General features: G+C 62.2%; 15 protein-coding genes. 10 read left to right on the top strand and 5 right to left on the bottom strand.

Translation table 11 applies throughout. The features are described from left to right. The first annotated feature begins 85 nt into the window (after window positions 1–85). The 6 genes from CAF90_RS01580 to CAF90_RS01555 all read left to right on the top strand — a co-directional run bounded on the left by CAF90_RS01580 (window position 86) and on the right by CAF90_RS01555 (window position 6,146). On the top strand, window positions 86–1,393 hold the full coding sequence (locus CAF90_RS01580; protein WP_085603004.1) for an NAD(P)/FAD-dependent oxidoreductase: 1,308 nt from the start codon (window positions 86–88) through the stop codon (window positions 1,391–1,393). 58 nt (window positions 1,394–1,451) lie between these two features. Then, complete coding sequence (locus CAF90_RS01575) at window positions 1,452–1,868, top strand: RidA family protein (protein ID WP_007950460.1); 417 nt, start codon at window positions 1,452–1,454, stop codon at window positions 1,866–1,868. A 27-nt stretch (window positions 1,869–1,895) separates the two neighbouring features. Then, on the top strand, window positions 1,896–2,573 hold the full coding sequence (locus CAF90_RS01570; RefSeq protein WP_074688650.1) for a DUF1028 domain-containing protein: 678 nt from the start codon (window positions 1,896–1,898) through the stop codon (window positions 2,571–2,573). After that, window positions 2,570–3,718 (top strand): acetylornithine deacetylase, encoded by a 1,149-nt coding sequence (gene argE / locus CAF90_RS01565; RefSeq protein ID WP_085603002.1) that lies wholly within the window; start codon window positions 2,570–2,572, stop codon window positions 3,716–3,718. Before CAF90_RS01570 ends, argE begins: the two co-directional genes overlap by 4 nt. 289 nt (window positions 3,719–4,007) lie before the next feature. Further along, window positions 4,008–5,423: a cytosine permease gene (locus tag CAF90_RS01560; protein ID WP_085603000.1), complete on the top strand. Its 1,416-nt coding sequence runs from the start codon at window positions 4,008–4,010 to the stop codon at window positions 5,421–5,423. 99 nt (window positions 5,424–5,522) lie between these two features. Further along, window positions 5,523–6,146, top strand: a complete 624-nt coding sequence (locus tag CAF90_RS01555; RefSeq protein ID WP_085602998.1) for a glutathione S-transferase family protein — start codon at window positions 5,523–5,525, stop codon at window positions 6,144–6,146. A gap of 6 nt (window positions 6,147–6,152) precedes the next feature. On the opposite strand, the gene CAF90_RS01550 is transcribed toward CAF90_RS01555, so the two are convergent. After that, window positions 6,153–6,650, bottom strand: a complete 498-nt coding sequence (locus CAF90_RS01550; protein ID WP_085602995.1) for a helix-turn-helix domain-containing protein — start codon at window positions 6,648–6,650, stop codon at window positions 6,153–6,155. A 99-nt stretch (window positions 6,651–6,749) separates the two neighbouring features. Here CAF90_RS01550 and CAF90_RS01545 point away from each other — a divergent pair, with 99 nt between their 5' ends. After that, a complete protein-coding gene (locus CAF90_RS01545) occupies window positions 6,750–7,388 on the top strand; it encodes an isochorismatase family cysteine hydrolase (RefSeq protein ID WP_085602993.1) in 639 nt (212 codons plus the stop codon). After that, window positions 7,385–8,950 (top strand): aldehyde dehydrogenase (NADP(+)), encoded by a 1,566-nt coding sequence (locus tag CAF90_RS01540; RefSeq protein WP_085602991.1) that lies wholly within the window; start codon window positions 7,385–7,387, stop codon window positions 8,948–8,950. The genes CAF90_RS01545 and CAF90_RS01540 overlap by 4 nt, the downstream gene beginning before the upstream one ends. Window positions 8,951–8,995: 45 nt before the next feature. Here the strand turns inward: CAF90_RS01540 and CAF90_RS01535 are convergent, their stop codons facing one another. Beyond that, window positions 8,996–9,658, bottom strand: coding sequence for a M24 family metallopeptidase (locus CAF90_RS01535; RefSeq protein WP_085602989.1), 663 nt, complete (start codon window positions 9,656–9,658; stop codon window positions 8,996–8,998). An 88-nt stretch (window positions 9,659–9,746) separates the two neighbouring features. After that, window positions 9,747–10,628, bottom strand: a complete 882-nt coding sequence (locus tag CAF90_RS01530) for a LysR family transcriptional regulator (protein ID WP_085605111.1) — start codon at window positions 10,626–10,628, stop codon at window positions 9,747–9,749. Window positions 10,629–10,731: 103 nt separating this feature from the next. On the opposite strand from CAF90_RS01530, the gene CAF90_RS01525 reads away from it, so the two are divergent. After that, complete coding sequence (locus CAF90_RS01525; RefSeq protein WP_085602987.1) at window positions 10,732–12,123, top strand: aldehyde dehydrogenase family protein; 1,392 nt, start codon at window positions 10,732–10,734, stop codon at window positions 12,121–12,123. A 120-nt stretch (window positions 12,124–12,243) separates the two neighbouring features. Here the strand turns inward: CAF90_RS01525 and CAF90_RS01520 are convergent, their stop codons facing one another. Further along, on the bottom strand, window positions 12,244–13,074 hold the full coding sequence (locus CAF90_RS01520; RefSeq protein WP_085602985.1) for an oxidoreductase: 831 nt from the start codon (window positions 13,072–13,074) through the stop codon (window positions 12,244–12,246). Between the two features lie 130 nt (window positions 13,075–13,204). On the opposite strand from CAF90_RS01520, the gene CAF90_RS01515 reads away from it, so the two are divergent. Then, window positions 13,205–14,110, top strand: a complete 906-nt coding sequence (locus CAF90_RS01515; RefSeq protein WP_085602983.1) for a LysR family transcriptional regulator — start codon at window positions 13,205–13,207, stop codon at window positions 14,108–14,110. Between the two features lie 6 nt (window positions 14,111–14,116). Here the strand turns inward: CAF90_RS01515 and CAF90_RS01510 are convergent, their stop codons facing one another. Continuing rightward, complete coding sequence (locus tag CAF90_RS01510) at window positions 14,117–15,286, bottom strand: DUF1624 domain-containing protein (protein ID WP_085605108.1); 1,170 nt, start codon at window positions 15,284–15,286, stop codon at window positions 14,117–14,119. Window positions 15,287–15,369 lie beyond the last annotated feature (83 nt).

Below are 15,369 nucleotides of genomic sequence, written 5' to 3'. Positions count from 1 at the left end.
CCCCCCCCTCCCTAGTCTGATCCCAAGCACAGAGAACAGGTCGACAGCGACCTGAATCCAACGGCCTCGTGAGAAGGGATCAGAGATGACCACTGAAATAATAAAAACAGACACGCTTGTTGTCGGCGCCGGTCAAGCGGGTGTGGCCATGAGTGAACACCTGAGCAAACTCGGTGTGCCGCACCTGGTGCTGGAGCGCAACCGCGTTGCCGAACGCTGGCGCACCGGGCGCTGGGACTCGCTGGTGGCCAACGGTCCGGCGTGGCACGACCGATTTCCGGGGATGGAATTCGACGACGTCGATCCGGACGGTTTCGCCCACAAGGAACGTGTCGCCGATTACTTCGAAGCCTATGCGAAGAAATTCAACGCGCCGATCCGCACCGGCGTCGATGTGAAAAGCGTGGTGCGTAATGTGGGGCGCCCGGGCTTCACCGTCGAGACCTCCGAAGGCGTGATCGAAGCGGCCCGCGTCGTCGCTGCAACAGGTCCGTTCCAGCGTCCGGTGATCCCGGCGATTGCGCCGAAAGATGAGCGTCTGCTGCAGATCCACTCGGCCGACTATCGCAACCCGCAACAACTGCCGGCCGGCGCAGTGCTGGTGGTCGGTGCCGGTTCGTCGGGCGTACAGATTGCCGATGAATTGCAGCGCTCGGGCAAGCAGGTTTACCTCTCGGTCGGCGCTCACGATCGCCCTCCTCGCGCTTACCGCAACCGTGATTTCTGCTGGTGGCTGGGCGTACTCGGCGAGTGGGACCAGGCCGCGATGAAACCCGGCCGCGAGCACGTGACCATCGCCGTCAGCGGCGCCCACGGTGGCCGCACCATCGATTTCCGTGGTCTGGCCCACCGTGGCATGACCCTGGTCGGCGTCACCGAATCGTTCAGCGATGGCGTGGTGACCTTCAAACAGGACCTGCGCGACAACCTCAAGCGTGGCGACGAGAACTACCTCGCGCTGCTGGATGCCGCCGACGCCTACATCGAACGCAACGGCCTCGATCTGCCGCTGGAACCGGAGGCCCGCGAAACGTATCCGGATCCTGAATGCGTGAAAAACCCGCTGGCCGATCTCGATCTGGCCGCCGCCGGCATCACTTCGATCATATGGGCCACCGGGTTTGCCGTGGACTATTCGTGGCTGAAAGTTGCCGCGTTCGACGACAACGGCAAGCCGCAGCACCAGCGCGGCGTGTCCAGCGAAGCGGGCGTGTATTTCCTCGGTCTGCCGTGGCAGTCGCGACGCGGCTCGTCGTTCATCTGGGGTGTGTGGCACGACGCCAAGCACGTGGCCGATCACATCGCCACCCAGCGCAAATACCTGGCCTATCGCGATGCCGAACAACGCGAAGCCGCGCTGCACAACAACGCTGTCGACACCGTCGACGCTTGATTTCCTTCTTCAATCCCGGCGCCCGTCGCGCCGGGTCCGATTTCGTCAGGAGCCGCACATGAGTCAGCCAACCCACACCCGCATTCGCATGTTCAACACCAAGGACACTTACCCGAACCAGACCCTGGATAACGACCTGTGCCAGGCCGTACGCGCCGGCAACACCGTGTATGTCCGTGGTCAGGTCGGCACCAATTTCGATGGTGAGCTGGTCGGCCTCGGCGACCCGCGCGCGCAGACCGAACAGGCCATGCGCAACGTCAAGCAACTGCTCGAAGAGGCCGGCAGCGACCTGAGCCATATCGTCAAGACCACCACTTACCTGATCGACCCGCGCTACCGCGAGCCGGTGTACCAGGAAGTCGGCAAATGGCTGAAGGGCGTGTTCCCGATCTCCACCGGTCTGGTGGTGTCGGCTCTGGGTCAGCCGCAGTGGCTGATGGAAATTGATGTGGTTGCGGTGATTCCCGAGTAATTCGACCTTAGCGAAAGGAGGCCACACATGACATTTTCCATCGCCGCCCGTTGCCCCGAAACCGGTCAGTTCGGCATCGCCATCAGCTCCTCCAGCATTGCCGTCGGCGCCCGCTGCCCGTGGTTGTTGCCGGGTGTCGGCGCGGTGTCGAGCCAGAACATCACCCTGCCGTCGCTCGGCCCGGAAGTGCTCGCCTTGATGGAGCAAGGCCTGGCGCCCGAGGCGGCGCTGGACAAGGTGCTGACCCGCAACGGCTACAGTCAGTACCGGCAGATCACGGCCATCAACCACCTCGGCCAGACCGCGCATTTCAGCGGCGCGCAAACCTTGGGCGTGCACAACGCCGTATCCGGCGAGCAATGCGTGGCGGCGGGCAACATGCTCGCCGGGCGCTCGGTGATCGAAGCCATGGTCAGCGCGTTCGAAGAAGGCGAAGGTCAATTGGCCGATCGCCTGATCAACGCCCTGCACGCCGCTCAGGCCCTGGGCGGTGAAGCAGGCCCGGTGCATTCGGCAGCCGTGGTCGTGGTCGGTGAACTGACCTGGCCCATCGTCAACCTGCGGGTGGACTGGGCCGATGAAGACCCGATCGGCCAATTGCAGAAACTCTGGGACGCCTATCGCCCGCAGCTTCAGGACTACATCGACCGCGCCCTCGACCCGGCCAAGGCGCCGGGTTACGGGGTTGCCGGAGACGACCGATGAGCGACAGCGTCGCGTTGCTCAAGACGCTGGTGGGGTTCGACACCACCAGCCGCGAGTCCAACCTGCAATTGATCGACTTCGTGCGCAGCTACCTCGAAAGTTTCGATGTGCCGTGCGAGCTGATCTACAACGATGAGCGCAGCAAGGCCAATCTGTTCGCCACGATTGGCCCGGCCGATCAGCCGGGCATCGTGCTGTCGGGGCACACCGATGTGGTGCCCGTCGATGGCCAGCCGTGGACGCTGCCGCCGTTCGAACTCAGCGAGCACGACGGCAAGCTTTACGGTCGCGGCACGGCGGACATGAAAGGCTACATCGCCTGCGTGCTGGCGCTGGTGCCGGCGTTGATCGAAGCACCGCTGCGACTGCCAGTGCACATTGCCCTGTCCTACGACGAAGAAGTCGGCTGCATCGGTGTGCGCTCGCTGCTCAAAGTGCTGGAGCAGCGTCCGGTCAAACCGCTGCTGTGCATCATCGGCGAACCGACCGAACTCAAACCGGTACTCGGGCACAAGGGCAAGCTGGCGATGCGCTGCGATGTCCAGGGTCACGCCTGTCACTCGGCCTACGCGCCACTTGGAGTGAACGCCATCGAATGCGCCGCCGAGCTGATCGGCGAGCTGGGACGCATCGGTCGGCAACTCAAGGATGAACACTTCGATCCGCGTTTCGACCCGCCGTACTCCACGGTGCAAACCGGCGTGATCAACGGTGGCAAGGCGCTGAACATTGTTCCCGCCGATTGCCGTTTCGACTTCGAAATCCGCGCCCTGCCCTCGCAGGATCCGGCGCTTGTCGCCCAACAACTCAAGGCCTACGCCGAGCAGCAAATGCTGCCGCGCATGCGGTCCGTCAGCGAGCAGAGCGATATCCGTTTCAGCGAATTGTCGGCCTATCCAGGGCTGGCGACGGATGCCCGAAGCCAGGCTGCGCAATTGATCGCCACGTTCTGTGGTTCGGACGATTTCGGCACAGTGGCCTTTGGCACTGAAGGCGGACTGTTCGACGCGGTGGGAATTCCCACAGTGGTGTGCGGCCCCGGCAGCATGGATCAGGGCCACAAGCCGGACGAGTTCGTCAGCGTCGATCAGCTCACGGCCTGCGATGAGATGCTGCAACGAATGCTGGCTTCGATTCGCCTCTGAAAAAACCGGTCTGGCTGCTGGATTCAACCCGCAGCCGCGCCGCAGGATTACCGACAGACAGCTGCTCCGATGGAGGTCAGCTGCGTTGTCGTTCATGGTGCTGAAACGCCCGAAACAGAGCGTTTCAACCTGACCGGAGAGCCTCGTTTTTTTAACGCCTGAAGCAACAAAACTACTAATTTATCTCTCCCCTTTCCTTGCCCATGATCAACCCCAACAAGAAATGCGCCGTCCGTGCCGGCGCTCACTGAAGTACGTCCACGTACTCGTCCTTGCCTTGGAGTTCGTCATGACCACCTCTGCAACAACGTCCGCACCGCTCATTGAGAAACACACGATCGGCTACGTGCCGCCTGAAGATCGCCACGGAAAGGTTCGGGATCTGTTCACCCTCTGGTTCGGCGGCAACATCGCGCCGCTGCCCATCGTCACCGGCGCCCTCGGCGTGCAGTTGTTTCACCTGAACCTGGTGTGGGGCATCGTCGCCATTCTGGTCGGCCATCTGGTCGGCGGTGTGTTGATGGCGCTGCACTCGGCGCAGGGCCCGCAGATGGGCATTCCGCAGATGATCCAGAGCCGCGCGCAGTTCGGCTCCCTCGGCGCGCTGCTGGTGGTGTTAATCGCCGGCGTCATGTACATCGGTTTCTTCGCCTCCAACATCGTGCTCGCCGGCAAGTCGCTGCATGGCGTGGTCGACAGCGTTCCGGTGCCGGTCGGCATCGTCATCGGCGCGCTGGGTTCCGGGATCATCGGGATCATCGGTTACCGCTTCATCCACGTGCTCAACCGCATCGGCACCTGGGTGCTGGGAATCGGCATCGTGGTCGGTTTCGGTTACATCCTCACCCACATCCAGACCGATGATTTCCTCACTCGCGGCAGCTTCAACATCTCGGGCTGGCTCGCCACCGTGTCGCTGGCGGCGCTGTGGCAGATCGCGTTTGCGCCTTACGTGTCGGACTACTCGCGTTACCTGCCGGCGAATGTGCCGGTGGCGGCGACCTTCTGGACGACCTATCTGGGATCGGCGCTGGGTTCGAGCCTGTCGTTCGTGTTCGGCGCGGTCGCCGTACTGGCAACCCCGGTGGGCATGGACACCATGGACGCGGTGAAACTCGCCACCGGCGCCATCGGCCCGTTGATGCTGGTGCTGTTCCTGCTCAGCGTGATCAGCCACAACGCCCTCAACCTGTACGGCGCAGTGCTGTCGCTGATCACGCTGGTGCAGACCTTTGCCTACCGCTGGATTCCGACCGCCAAGAGCCGCGCCGTGATTTCGATCATCGTCCTGCTGGCCTGCTGCTTCGCTGCGGTCGGCGCTTCGGCAGACTTCATCGGCCACTTCGTCGACATGGTGCTGGTGTTGTTGGTCGTACTGGTGCCGTGGACCGCGATCAACCTGATCGACTTCTACGCCATCCACAAAGGCCAGTACGACATCGGCTCGATCTTCCAGGTCGATGGCGGCATCTACGGCCGTTACAACCCGCAGGCCTTGCTGGCTTACGCGATCGGTATCGCGGTGCAGATTCCGTTCATGAACACGCCGCTGTACGTCGGCCCGGTGTCGGCGCACATCAACGGCGCGGACCTGTCGTGGGTGGTTGGCTTGCTGGTGACCTCGCCGCTGTATTTCTGGCTGGCGACTCGTGACAGTGCGTACCGTCGGCGGCTGACCTCCGGGAAGCTGGCGGGCAGTCTCTGAGATTGAGTCGATGCACCAACAAGGCCCGCCCTGTGCGGGCCTTCTGCTTTGCGTTGTGCTATTTCTTTACGCCCAACGACAACCGGAGATGGAAATCCAATGCTGCGAATTCTGGGCAAAGCCTCATCGATCAATGTGCGCAAAGTGCTGTGGACCTGTGCTGAACTGAACCTGCCCTTCGAACGCGAAGACTGGGGCTCAGGTTTTCAATCGACGTTGACGCCGGAGTTCCTCGCACTCAATCCCTGCGCGATGGTGCCGGTGATTCAGGACGATGACTTCACGCTGTGGGAATCGAACTCGATCATTCGCTATCTGGCGTCGCGCTATGACGGCGAACAACTGTACCCGAGCGAGGCGCGCGCCCGCGCACGGGTGGATCAATGGATCGACTGGCAGGCTTCGGAGCTGAACAAGTCCTGGTCTTACGCGTTCATGTCGCTGGTACGCAAGTCACCTGCGCATCAGGACAGCGTTGCTCTCGCGGCCGGTTGCCGGGAGTGGGCACGGCACATGGAGATCCTCGACCGGCAGCTGCAAAAGACCGGCGCCTATGTCAGCGGCGAGCAGTTTTCCCTCGCCGACATCCCGATCGGCCTGTCGGTCAATCGCTGGTTCGAGACGCCGCTGGAACATCCGCACTTGCCGGCGGTGAGCGCTTATTACGAACGTTTGAGCCAGCGCCCCGCTTACCGGTTACATGGACGAAACGGCACACCGTGATTCCGGTCACTTGTTTTTGAACGCCTCACGCCGCGCCTGTCGTTCCGCGGCGTACGCCTCTTGCGGCTGGCTGATCAGATCCTCACGGCGCAACACCTCACCGCAGTGATCGCACAACGGCCCGAGGCCGGCGCTGTGGTTGCAATTCTTGTGGGTCATGTTCACCGCCAGCCCTTCCTCCGGCGACTTGCACCAGGTCTCGCCCCAGGCGCGTAACGCAATCACCACCGGGTAAAACGCCTCGCCCTTCGCGGTGAGGTGGTACTCGTAGCGTTTCGGCCGCTCGTTGTACAAGCGGCGCTCGACCAGCCCGTCCGCCTCCAGGCTTTTCAGACGGGCGGCGACCATCTGCGGCGTACCGCCGGTCTGGGCCAGGATCTCGTCGTAGCGATGGCTGCCCATGAACAATTCGCGCAAAACCAGCACCGTCCAGCGGTCGCCGACGATCGACTCGGCCCGGGAAATCGGGCACAGCGTGTCGGGAAGACTATCGTTTACAGCCATCAGGGCTTGCCTCTTTCACAGTTACTATGATTATCATATCAACACGATGCGGGAACAAGCCCTGAGCATCGATCACTCTCATTGCCGGAGTACATCGTCATGTCGAAACCTCTCTATCCGCTCGACAGAACCGCCTACCTGCTGGTCGATCCGTACAACGATTTTCTTTCGGACGGCGGCAAGATCTTTCCGCTGATCAAGCCGATGGCCGAGCAGAACGGTCTGCTCGACAACCTGCGCAAACTCGATCGCGCCGTGCGGGCCCTGCCGATTCCGGTCGTCATCGTACCCCATCACCGCTGGGTCAAAGGCGACTACGAGAACTGGGATCACCCAACCCCGACCCAACAAAAGATCATGCACATGCACCACTTCGCACGCGGCGAATGGGGCGGTGAATGGCACCCGGATTTCGCACCGCAGGACGGCGACATCGTGGTTCAGGAACACTGGGGCTCCAGCGGTTTCGCCAACACCGACCTGGATTTTCGCCTGAAACAGCAAGGCATCACCCACTTGATCATCGTCGGCCTGCTGGCCAACACCTGCATCGAAGCCACCGCGCGCTATGCATCGGAACTCGGCTATCACGTCACGCTGGTGCGCGATGCCACTGCCGCGTTCAAGGAAGAAATGATGCACGCCGCCCACGAACTCAACGGCCCGACGTTCGCTCATGTCATCACCACCACGGACGAACTGATCGCCAGCCTTCAGTCCCAGGGGGAAGCGAAATGAGTCTGACCGGCCACCTGCTGATCGGCGCCGCTGACGTGCCCGCCACCGAGGGCACGATGAAGGCGCTGAATCCGGCGACCAACTCGCTGATCGAACCGGAATTCGCCTTCGGCGGCGCGGCGCAAGTCGATAAGGCGGCAACCCTCGCCGATGCGGCCTTCGACAGCTACAGCCACACTTCGCTGGCCGAACGTGCGGCGTTTCTCGAAAGCATCGCCGACAACCTCGACGCCGTGCGCGAGGAACTGGCCGCCCGCGCTGCGCTGGAAACCGGCCTGCCTCAGGCGCAGCTCGAAGGCGAAGCCGCCCGGGCCGCGACCCAGTTCCATCAGTTCGCCGAGGTGGTGCGCAAAGGTCGCTTTCTGCAACTGGCGATCGACCCGGCGCAACCTGATCGCCAGCCGCGACCACGGATGGATCATCGCCTGCAGAAAGTCGCCATCGGCCCGGTGGCAATCTTCGGTGCGAGCAATTTTCCGATCTCCTATTCGGTAGCCGGCGGCGACACTGCGTCGGCACTCGCGGCCGGTGCGACGGTGATTCTCAAGGCGCACAACGCGCATCCTGGGGCCTCGGAAATTCAGGCTCGCGCTATCCGCAAAGCGGTGCAGATGCATGGCCTGCACGAAGGGGTTTTCTCCATGGTGCGCGGTGGCGGCAATGTCATCGGTGAGGCGCTGGTCGATCATCCGTTGATTAAAGCGGTGACGTTCACCGGTTCAGAGCTGGGCGGCATGGCGCTTTATCGTCGCGCGCAGTTGCGGCCTGATCCGATTCCGGTGTTCACCGAAATGACCAGCGTCAACCCGACGTTCATTCTGCCTGCAGCTCTGTCCGCGCGTGGCGGTGAAGTCGGTGATGGCTTTATCGAGCGGATGCTGGTGAATGTCGGGCAAGCCTGCCTGTGTCCGTCGATCCTGATCGCAATCGAAGGCGAAGGTCTGCAAGCGTTGCGCAGCGCGATGATCAAACGGGTCAGCGAAGCGCCGGCACGCACGATGTTGACGCCGGGGATTCACGGTTCATACGTCAAAGGGCTGGTGGCAATGGAAAGTGTGGGAGCGAATCTGGTAGCGGTCGGCGCGCCGTCGGATGGCCAGTTTGAGGGCCGCTCGGCGTTGCTGGAAGTCGGTGGCCAGCACTTTCTCAACGAAACCGCGCTGGCCCATGAAGTGTTCGGCCCGGCTGCACTGCTGGTGACGGTCAGCGATGAGGAAGAGCTGCTGGCAGTTGCCCGTTCGTTCAAGGGTCAGCTCAGCGCAGCCATTCACCTTGAAGATCGCGATCTGGATCTGGCCCGGCGTCTGCTGCCGATCCTCGAATGCCGCACCGGACGCATCGTGGTCAACGCCTTCGCCCATCCGCAGGAAGTGACCTTCGCCACCGTACACGGCGGGCCGTTCCCGGCCACCTCAGACAGTCGCTTCACCTCGGTCGGCATGACGTCAATCGAGCGTTTCTTGCGGCCGGTGGCGTATCAGGGCTTTCCCGATGCGTTGCTGCCGGAGGTGTTGCGCGACGGTAATCCGCTCGACCTGCCCCGCAGCATCGACGGCCAATAAAAAATGCCCGGTTCGGCGAATCTCCGAACCGGGCAAGCTTTTCAATCAAATGAGCAGGTCTTCATAGAAAGCACCGTACGGAAGCTCGGGGTGTTCGATCTGGATTTCCAGAATCCACACACCGGCATTCGGAGCCTGATCAAAGTCACCCAGATTGCCACCCCGATAAATCGCGTGAGGGAAATCGCTGACCCGGTGGCCCTTGATGTCCAGATTCAGCTTCCAGCCCATCGTCTCGGCCTGATCGGTGGCGTAACGGTACAGCTCGACACCGGTCACGCCCTGACGCCAGAAGGCTTCGACCTTGTCGAAGAGTTCTTTAGAGGCCGCTGCGCAGGCAATCATCTGCGGATCGGAACCGGTGACATACGTCGCCCCGGCATCGCCTTCGTGACCTTCCCAGACCACGCCCATGTCGATGAAGAAAATGTCGTTCTCGCCCAGCACCGGATCGCCGTCGGAACGCTCCTTGAAGGTCTTCAGCGTGTTGGCGCCGAAGCGGATCAACAGCGGATGCCAGATCCGGTCCATGCCCAGTTCGACGAGAATTTCTTTGCCTCGCGCATGCGCTTCCGATTCGCGCATCCCGGGTTTGATCACCTTGGCAATCTCGTCCACGGCCTTCCAGGTCAACTGCTGGGCGTGGCGCATGGTTTCCAGCACAAAACGCTCACCTACCGCTTCTTTTCCGCTCAGGGCTGTGGTCATCGCTGATTCCTTCTGGCTAATCGTTAGCGCTGTATAGTTTTTTATATTGCGAAACAGGACGCCTAAGATACAACCATGACACAACGTGTCAATTCTCTTCTGCGCGCACCACACCGCGCTCTTTCAGCAAGCGCACAAACATGCTCAGACTGCGCGAAACCGTGCCCCGCCGCCATACCAGCCACGTCGTCAGAAAGCGGAAATCCGACGCCAGCGGCCATACACTGACCGTCGCGCAGCCAGGCATGCTCTGCAGCATGCTGCGCGGCATCAAAGCCAGGCCGGCACCCGCACTGACGCAGGCGAGCATGCCGTGATAGGACTCCATTTCAAAAATCTTGCCCGGCACCGCAGCATCGGTGCTGAACCATTTTTCGAAGTGATGGCGATAGGAGCAGTTCGAGCGGAACGCATAGATGTTCTCGCCGTTCACATCCGCAGCACGCTGGATCGGCCCGTGATGAAGCGGCGAGATGATGACCATTTCCTCTTCGAACGCCGGGATGCCTTCCAGCGCCGGGTGCAAAACAGGGCCGTCGACGAACGCGGCCGCCAGTCGCCCGGAAAGCACACCGTCGATCATCGTCCCGGACGGCCCGGTCGACAGGTCCAGATCGACCTTCGGGTGTTGCTGGTTGTAGGTCGCCAGCAAACCGGGAATCCGCACCGCCGCCGTACTTTCCAGCGAGCCAAGCGGGAACGCACCTTGCGGTTCCTCGCCGGCCACCGTGGCGCGCGCTTCCTGGACCAGGTCGAGAATCCGTCGCGCGTACTCGAGAAAACTCCAGCCGGCCGGCGACAGGCGCAAGCGGCTTTTCTCGCGGATGAACAGGTCGACGCCCAGGTCTTCCTCCAACTGCTTGATGCGGGTCGTCAGGTTCGACGGCACGCGATGGATCTGCGCCGCCGCCGCGCTGATGCTGCCGTGCTCGGCAACGGCCTTGAAGATTTCCAGTTGCACCAGATCCACAGTCATTCTCCAATCGTGAAAGAAACGCTCTTTATTATTCAGTTTCCAGAAACCAAACGCCACCCTACTCTGAGCGCATCCACTGACCTCGCAGGACGATGCCATGAGCCCGATTTCCAGCCAGACCCACGCCATCTCGATCAACCCCGCCACCGGCGAGCAGATCGGTCACTACGCCTTCGAATCCGCCGAAGCCCTCGACGCTGCGCTGAGCCGCGCCGCATTCGGCTTCAACAAGTGGAAACGCAAACCGCTGCAGGATCGCTCCCGCGCCCTGACTGCGCTGGCCGGTGCTCTGCGTGACAGCAGCGAAGACATGGCGACCATGATCACCCGGGAAATGGGCAAACCGATCGCCCAGGCCCGTGGCGAAATCGAGAAATGCGCCAAACTCTGCGAGTGGTACGCCGAACACGGCCCGGCCATGCTCAACGCCGAAGCGACGTTGGTCGAAGGCGGCAAGGCGCGCATCGAGTACCGCCCACTCGGCCCGATCCTCGCCGTGATGCCGTGGAACTTCCCGATCTGGCAAGTGCTGCGCGGTGCAGTCCCGGCGCTGATCGCCGGCAACACCTACGTGCTCAAGCATGCGCCGAACGTGATGGGCAGCGCCTATCTGTTGCGCGACGCCTTCACCCGCGCCGGTTTTGCCGATGGCGTGTTCGAAGTGATCAACGTCACCCCGGAAGGCGTGTCCACCGCCATTGCTGATCCGCGCATTGCTGCCGTGACCCTGACCGGCAGCGTCCGCGCCGGCATGGCCATCGGCGCACAGGCCGGTGCCGCGCTGAAGAAATGCGTGCTGGAACTGGGCGGCTCCGACCCGTTCATCGTGCTCAACGACGCCGATATCGACGAAGCCGTGCAAGCGGCAGTGATCGGTCGTTACCAGAACTCCGGCCAGGTCTGCGCCGCCGCCAAACGCCTGATCATCGAAGAAGGCGTGGTCGAAGAATTCACCCGCAAATTCGTCGAAGCCACCCGCCAGTTGAAGATGGGCGATCCGTTGTCCGCCGACAACTACATCGGCCCGATGGCCCGTTTCGATCTGCGTGACGAGTTGGATCAACAAGTGCGCGACACCCTGGAAGAAGGCGCCACCCTGCTGCTCGGCGGCGGCAAAGGCCAAGGGCCGGGCAACTACTACGAGCCAACCGTACTGGCCGATGTCACCGACCGCATGACTTCGTTCAAGCAGGAACTGTTCGGCCCGGTGGCCTCAATCATCACCGCCCGCGATTGCGCTCACGCCGTGGCCCTGGCCAACGACAGCGAGTTCGGTCTGACTGCCACGATCTACACCGCCAACGTCGCCCTGGCCCAGCAACTGACCAGCGAACTGGAAACCGGCGGCGTGTTCATCAACGGCTACTCCGCCAGCGACCCGCGCGTGACCTTCGGCGGCGTGAAGAAAAGCGGTTTCGGCCGTGAGCTGTCGCACTTCGGCGTTCGCGAGTTCTGCAATGCGCAGACGGTGTGGCTGGATCGCCGCTGATCCGGTCGATCCGATAAACCCTGTGGGAGCGGGCTTGCCCGCGAAGAGGGAGTGTCAGTCTCCGTTTAAGGTGCCTGACACTCCGCCTTCGCGGGCAAGCCCGCTCCCACAGTTTTTGTGTCAGTCCTTGAAATCCGTGGACAGCGCCAGCTCATTCCACTCAGCCAACTCCTGCGCCACCAAGCGGTTCTTCGCTTCGATCCGCGCAATCGTGTCGCTGCCCAGCGCCAGCCGTTGCGGCGGGTTCGGCGCGTTGACCAGCGCCAGCATCGCTTCGGCAAACTTCAGCGGATCACCCGGTTGTGCATGGTTGGCCGCTTCGGCAAACGTGCGCATCTTGCCGACGGTTTCGTCGTAGTCCGGCAGCACCAGGGCGGTCTTGATCAGCGATTGCTCGTCGAGGAAGTCGGTGCGGAAGAACCCCGGTTCGACCACCGTGGCATGAATGCCCAGCGGCGCCAGTTCCTGATGCAGCGCTTCGCTGATGCCTTCCACTGCGAACTTGGTCGAGCCGTAGACGCCCCAGCCCATGTACGCCTGATAGCCGCCAATCGACGAGATATTGATGACCCGTCCGCTGCGCTGGGCGCGCATATGTGGCAGCACGGCGCGGGTGACGTTGAGCAGACCGAACACGTTGGTGGCGAACAGGCGCTCGGTTTCGCTGGCGCTGGTTTCTTCAACGGCGCCCAGCACGCCGAAGCCGGCATTGTTGATCAGCACGTCGATGCGGCCGAAGCGCTTGATGCCTGCAGCCACCGCTTGGTGGGCTTCTTCTTCGCGGGTGACATCGAGGCGCACCGCCAGCAGGTTCGGGTGATCGCCGAGGCGGTCGGTGATGTCTTGCGGGTTGCGGGCGGTGGCAATCACCGCGTCACCGGCACGCAGGGCCTGTTCAGCGATAAGGGTGCCAAAACCACGGGAAGCTCCGGTAATCAGCCAGGTACGCATATCAACTCCTCCTGTCGGTGACCCTGGCGAGATTGCCGGGCCTTCTTGATGAGTTGAGTCGACTTTAAAGCCGTGCTACTGATGTGATAATCCCAACAAATTTGCATGACTTTGTGAAAGGCGCTCACAAATGAAAAACCCGTCCACGGCGGATCTGTCGATCTTTCTCTGCATTGCCCAGCATCTGAATTTCAGTCGTGCAGCGGTGGATCTGGGCCTGACACCGTCGGCCCTGAGCCATTCATTGCGAGCGCTGGAAAATCGCCTCGGCGTTCGCCTGTTCAATCGCACCACCCGCAGCGTCGCCCTGACCGAAGCTGGCGAACGGCTGTATGCGCGGCTGAAACCGGCGTTTCGCGACATCGACGACGCCCTCGAAGACCTCAACCACTTTCGCGACAAACCTTCCGGTAACCTGCGCATCACTGCCGGGCGCCAAGCGTGCGAACTGGTGCTGCTGCCGATTGCCGGGGCGTTCCTGCAAGCCTATCCGGACATCCGCCTGGAAGTGGTCGAAAGCGACGCGCTGCTGGATATCGTCGCCGGCGGTTTTGATGCCGGGGTGCGGTTCGGCAATCGGCTGGAGGCGGACATGGTGTCACTACCGATCGGCCCGACCCTGCGTTCGGTGGTGGTCGCTTCACCGGCGTTTCTGGAGCGGCACACCGCGCCGCAAAAACCGGAGGATCTGCACGCCCTGCCCTGCATCCGTCACCGGTTTCCCAGCGGCGCGCTGTACCGCTGGGAATTCGAACGCGGTGGCATCGTTCAGGAAATCGAGGTCAACGGCCCGCTGACCCTGGGCGATGTCAGCCTGATGATCGGCCCCGCATTGCAGGGCTTGGGTCTGGCCTATGTGTTCGAGGACATGGCCCGGGAACACCTGGCGAGTGGGCGGCTGGTACAGGTGCTGGCGGACTGGTGCCCGTACTATCCCGGCCTCCATCTGTACTACCCGAGCCGACGCCACGTACCGGCGCCGCTCAAGGCGTTTATCGATTTCGCCCGCAATGCCCGCGAAGGCAAAACGGGCTAAGCCGTTCTAGAGATACTTCAACCAGGCAATGTCGCGGCGCCGGGCCTTCAATCCCGAGAACCAGCGCACGGCCGGGAACAACGCGACCGCCAGCACCACCGCCGCCAGCCACACCGCCGTCACCGACGAGAAACCGAAATAGGTGCCCTGATTGAGCCCGAACAGCGCCACGCCAATCAGGTACAGCACCTTCAGCGCATACAGGTGCAGCAGGTAGAAAAACATCGGCGCCGAACCGAACACGGTCAGCCAGCGAATCCAGCGCCGATCCTGCGCACGCTCGAACACCAGCAACAGCAGCAGCCCGACACTCACCGTCAGCGCGATGAACAACAGCGACGGCGGGTATTTGGTGATGTTGAAAAAGCTCATCAGGGTTTGCAGACCGCCGTCCCCGAATGCCCAGGGTTTCTCGCCGTAACCGTTGACCAACCGCAGTGCCACGAACCCCAACAGCCCGGCGACGCCAGCGATCAACAAGCGGCGCTGGCGCACGCCTGCATCGGCTGCGCGAGCGAACCACGGCCCCAGCGCGTAACCCAGACCGATCACGCCGATCCACGGCAACAACGGGTACGAGGTGCGCAGGCGCAAAGTCTCGCCGGCCTCGATCCAGCCGCGGTCATGCAGGATTGCCCATGGCACGTGCAGCACGGACTCGGTTCCGAAGTGCAGTCCGTCAAGCAGATTGTGCCCGGCGATGATCGCAACGCTCAACGTCAGCAGCAGCCAGCGTGGCAGCCAGACCAGCAGCGACAGCGCGATCATGCTCAGGCCGATCGCCCAGATCACTTGCAGGTAGATCACGGTCGGTGGCAGCTGGAACGTCCAGGCGAAATTCACCAGGGTGAATTCGAGCGCGATCAGAAACAAACCGCGCTTGAACAGGAAGGCACTGACGTCAGCCTTGCCGTCGTACTTCTCGCCGAACAGCCACGCCGACAACCCGGTCAGCAGCACGAACACCGGCGCGCACAGATGCGCCAGGGTACGGCTGAAGAACAGCGCCGGCTCGGTACTGGCGATGTCCATCGGGTCGGAGACCTGGCGATGCAGCAGAAAGGTTTCGCGCACGTGGTCCAGCAACATGAACAGAATCACCAGGCCACGCAGCGCATCAATGGACAGCAACCGGCCAGTCGCCGAGGGGGCAGAACGGGGAACCGCAATCGTCATGGAGGTATCGCAATCGAAAGGTTGATCGATGCGACCGCCCGAAAGCGGCCGCATAATTTGCGTTACCTTATAACATGAAAAGC

This window comes from Pseudomonas sp. B37(2017), assembly GCF_002112885.1.
GTDB lineage: Bacteria > Pseudomonadota > Gammaproteobacteria > Pseudomonadales > Pseudomonadaceae > Aquipseudomonas > Aquipseudomonas paraglycinae.
Note: the sequence above shows the minus strand (reverse complement) of the source record. Positions and strands in the feature narration are given on the sequence as shown.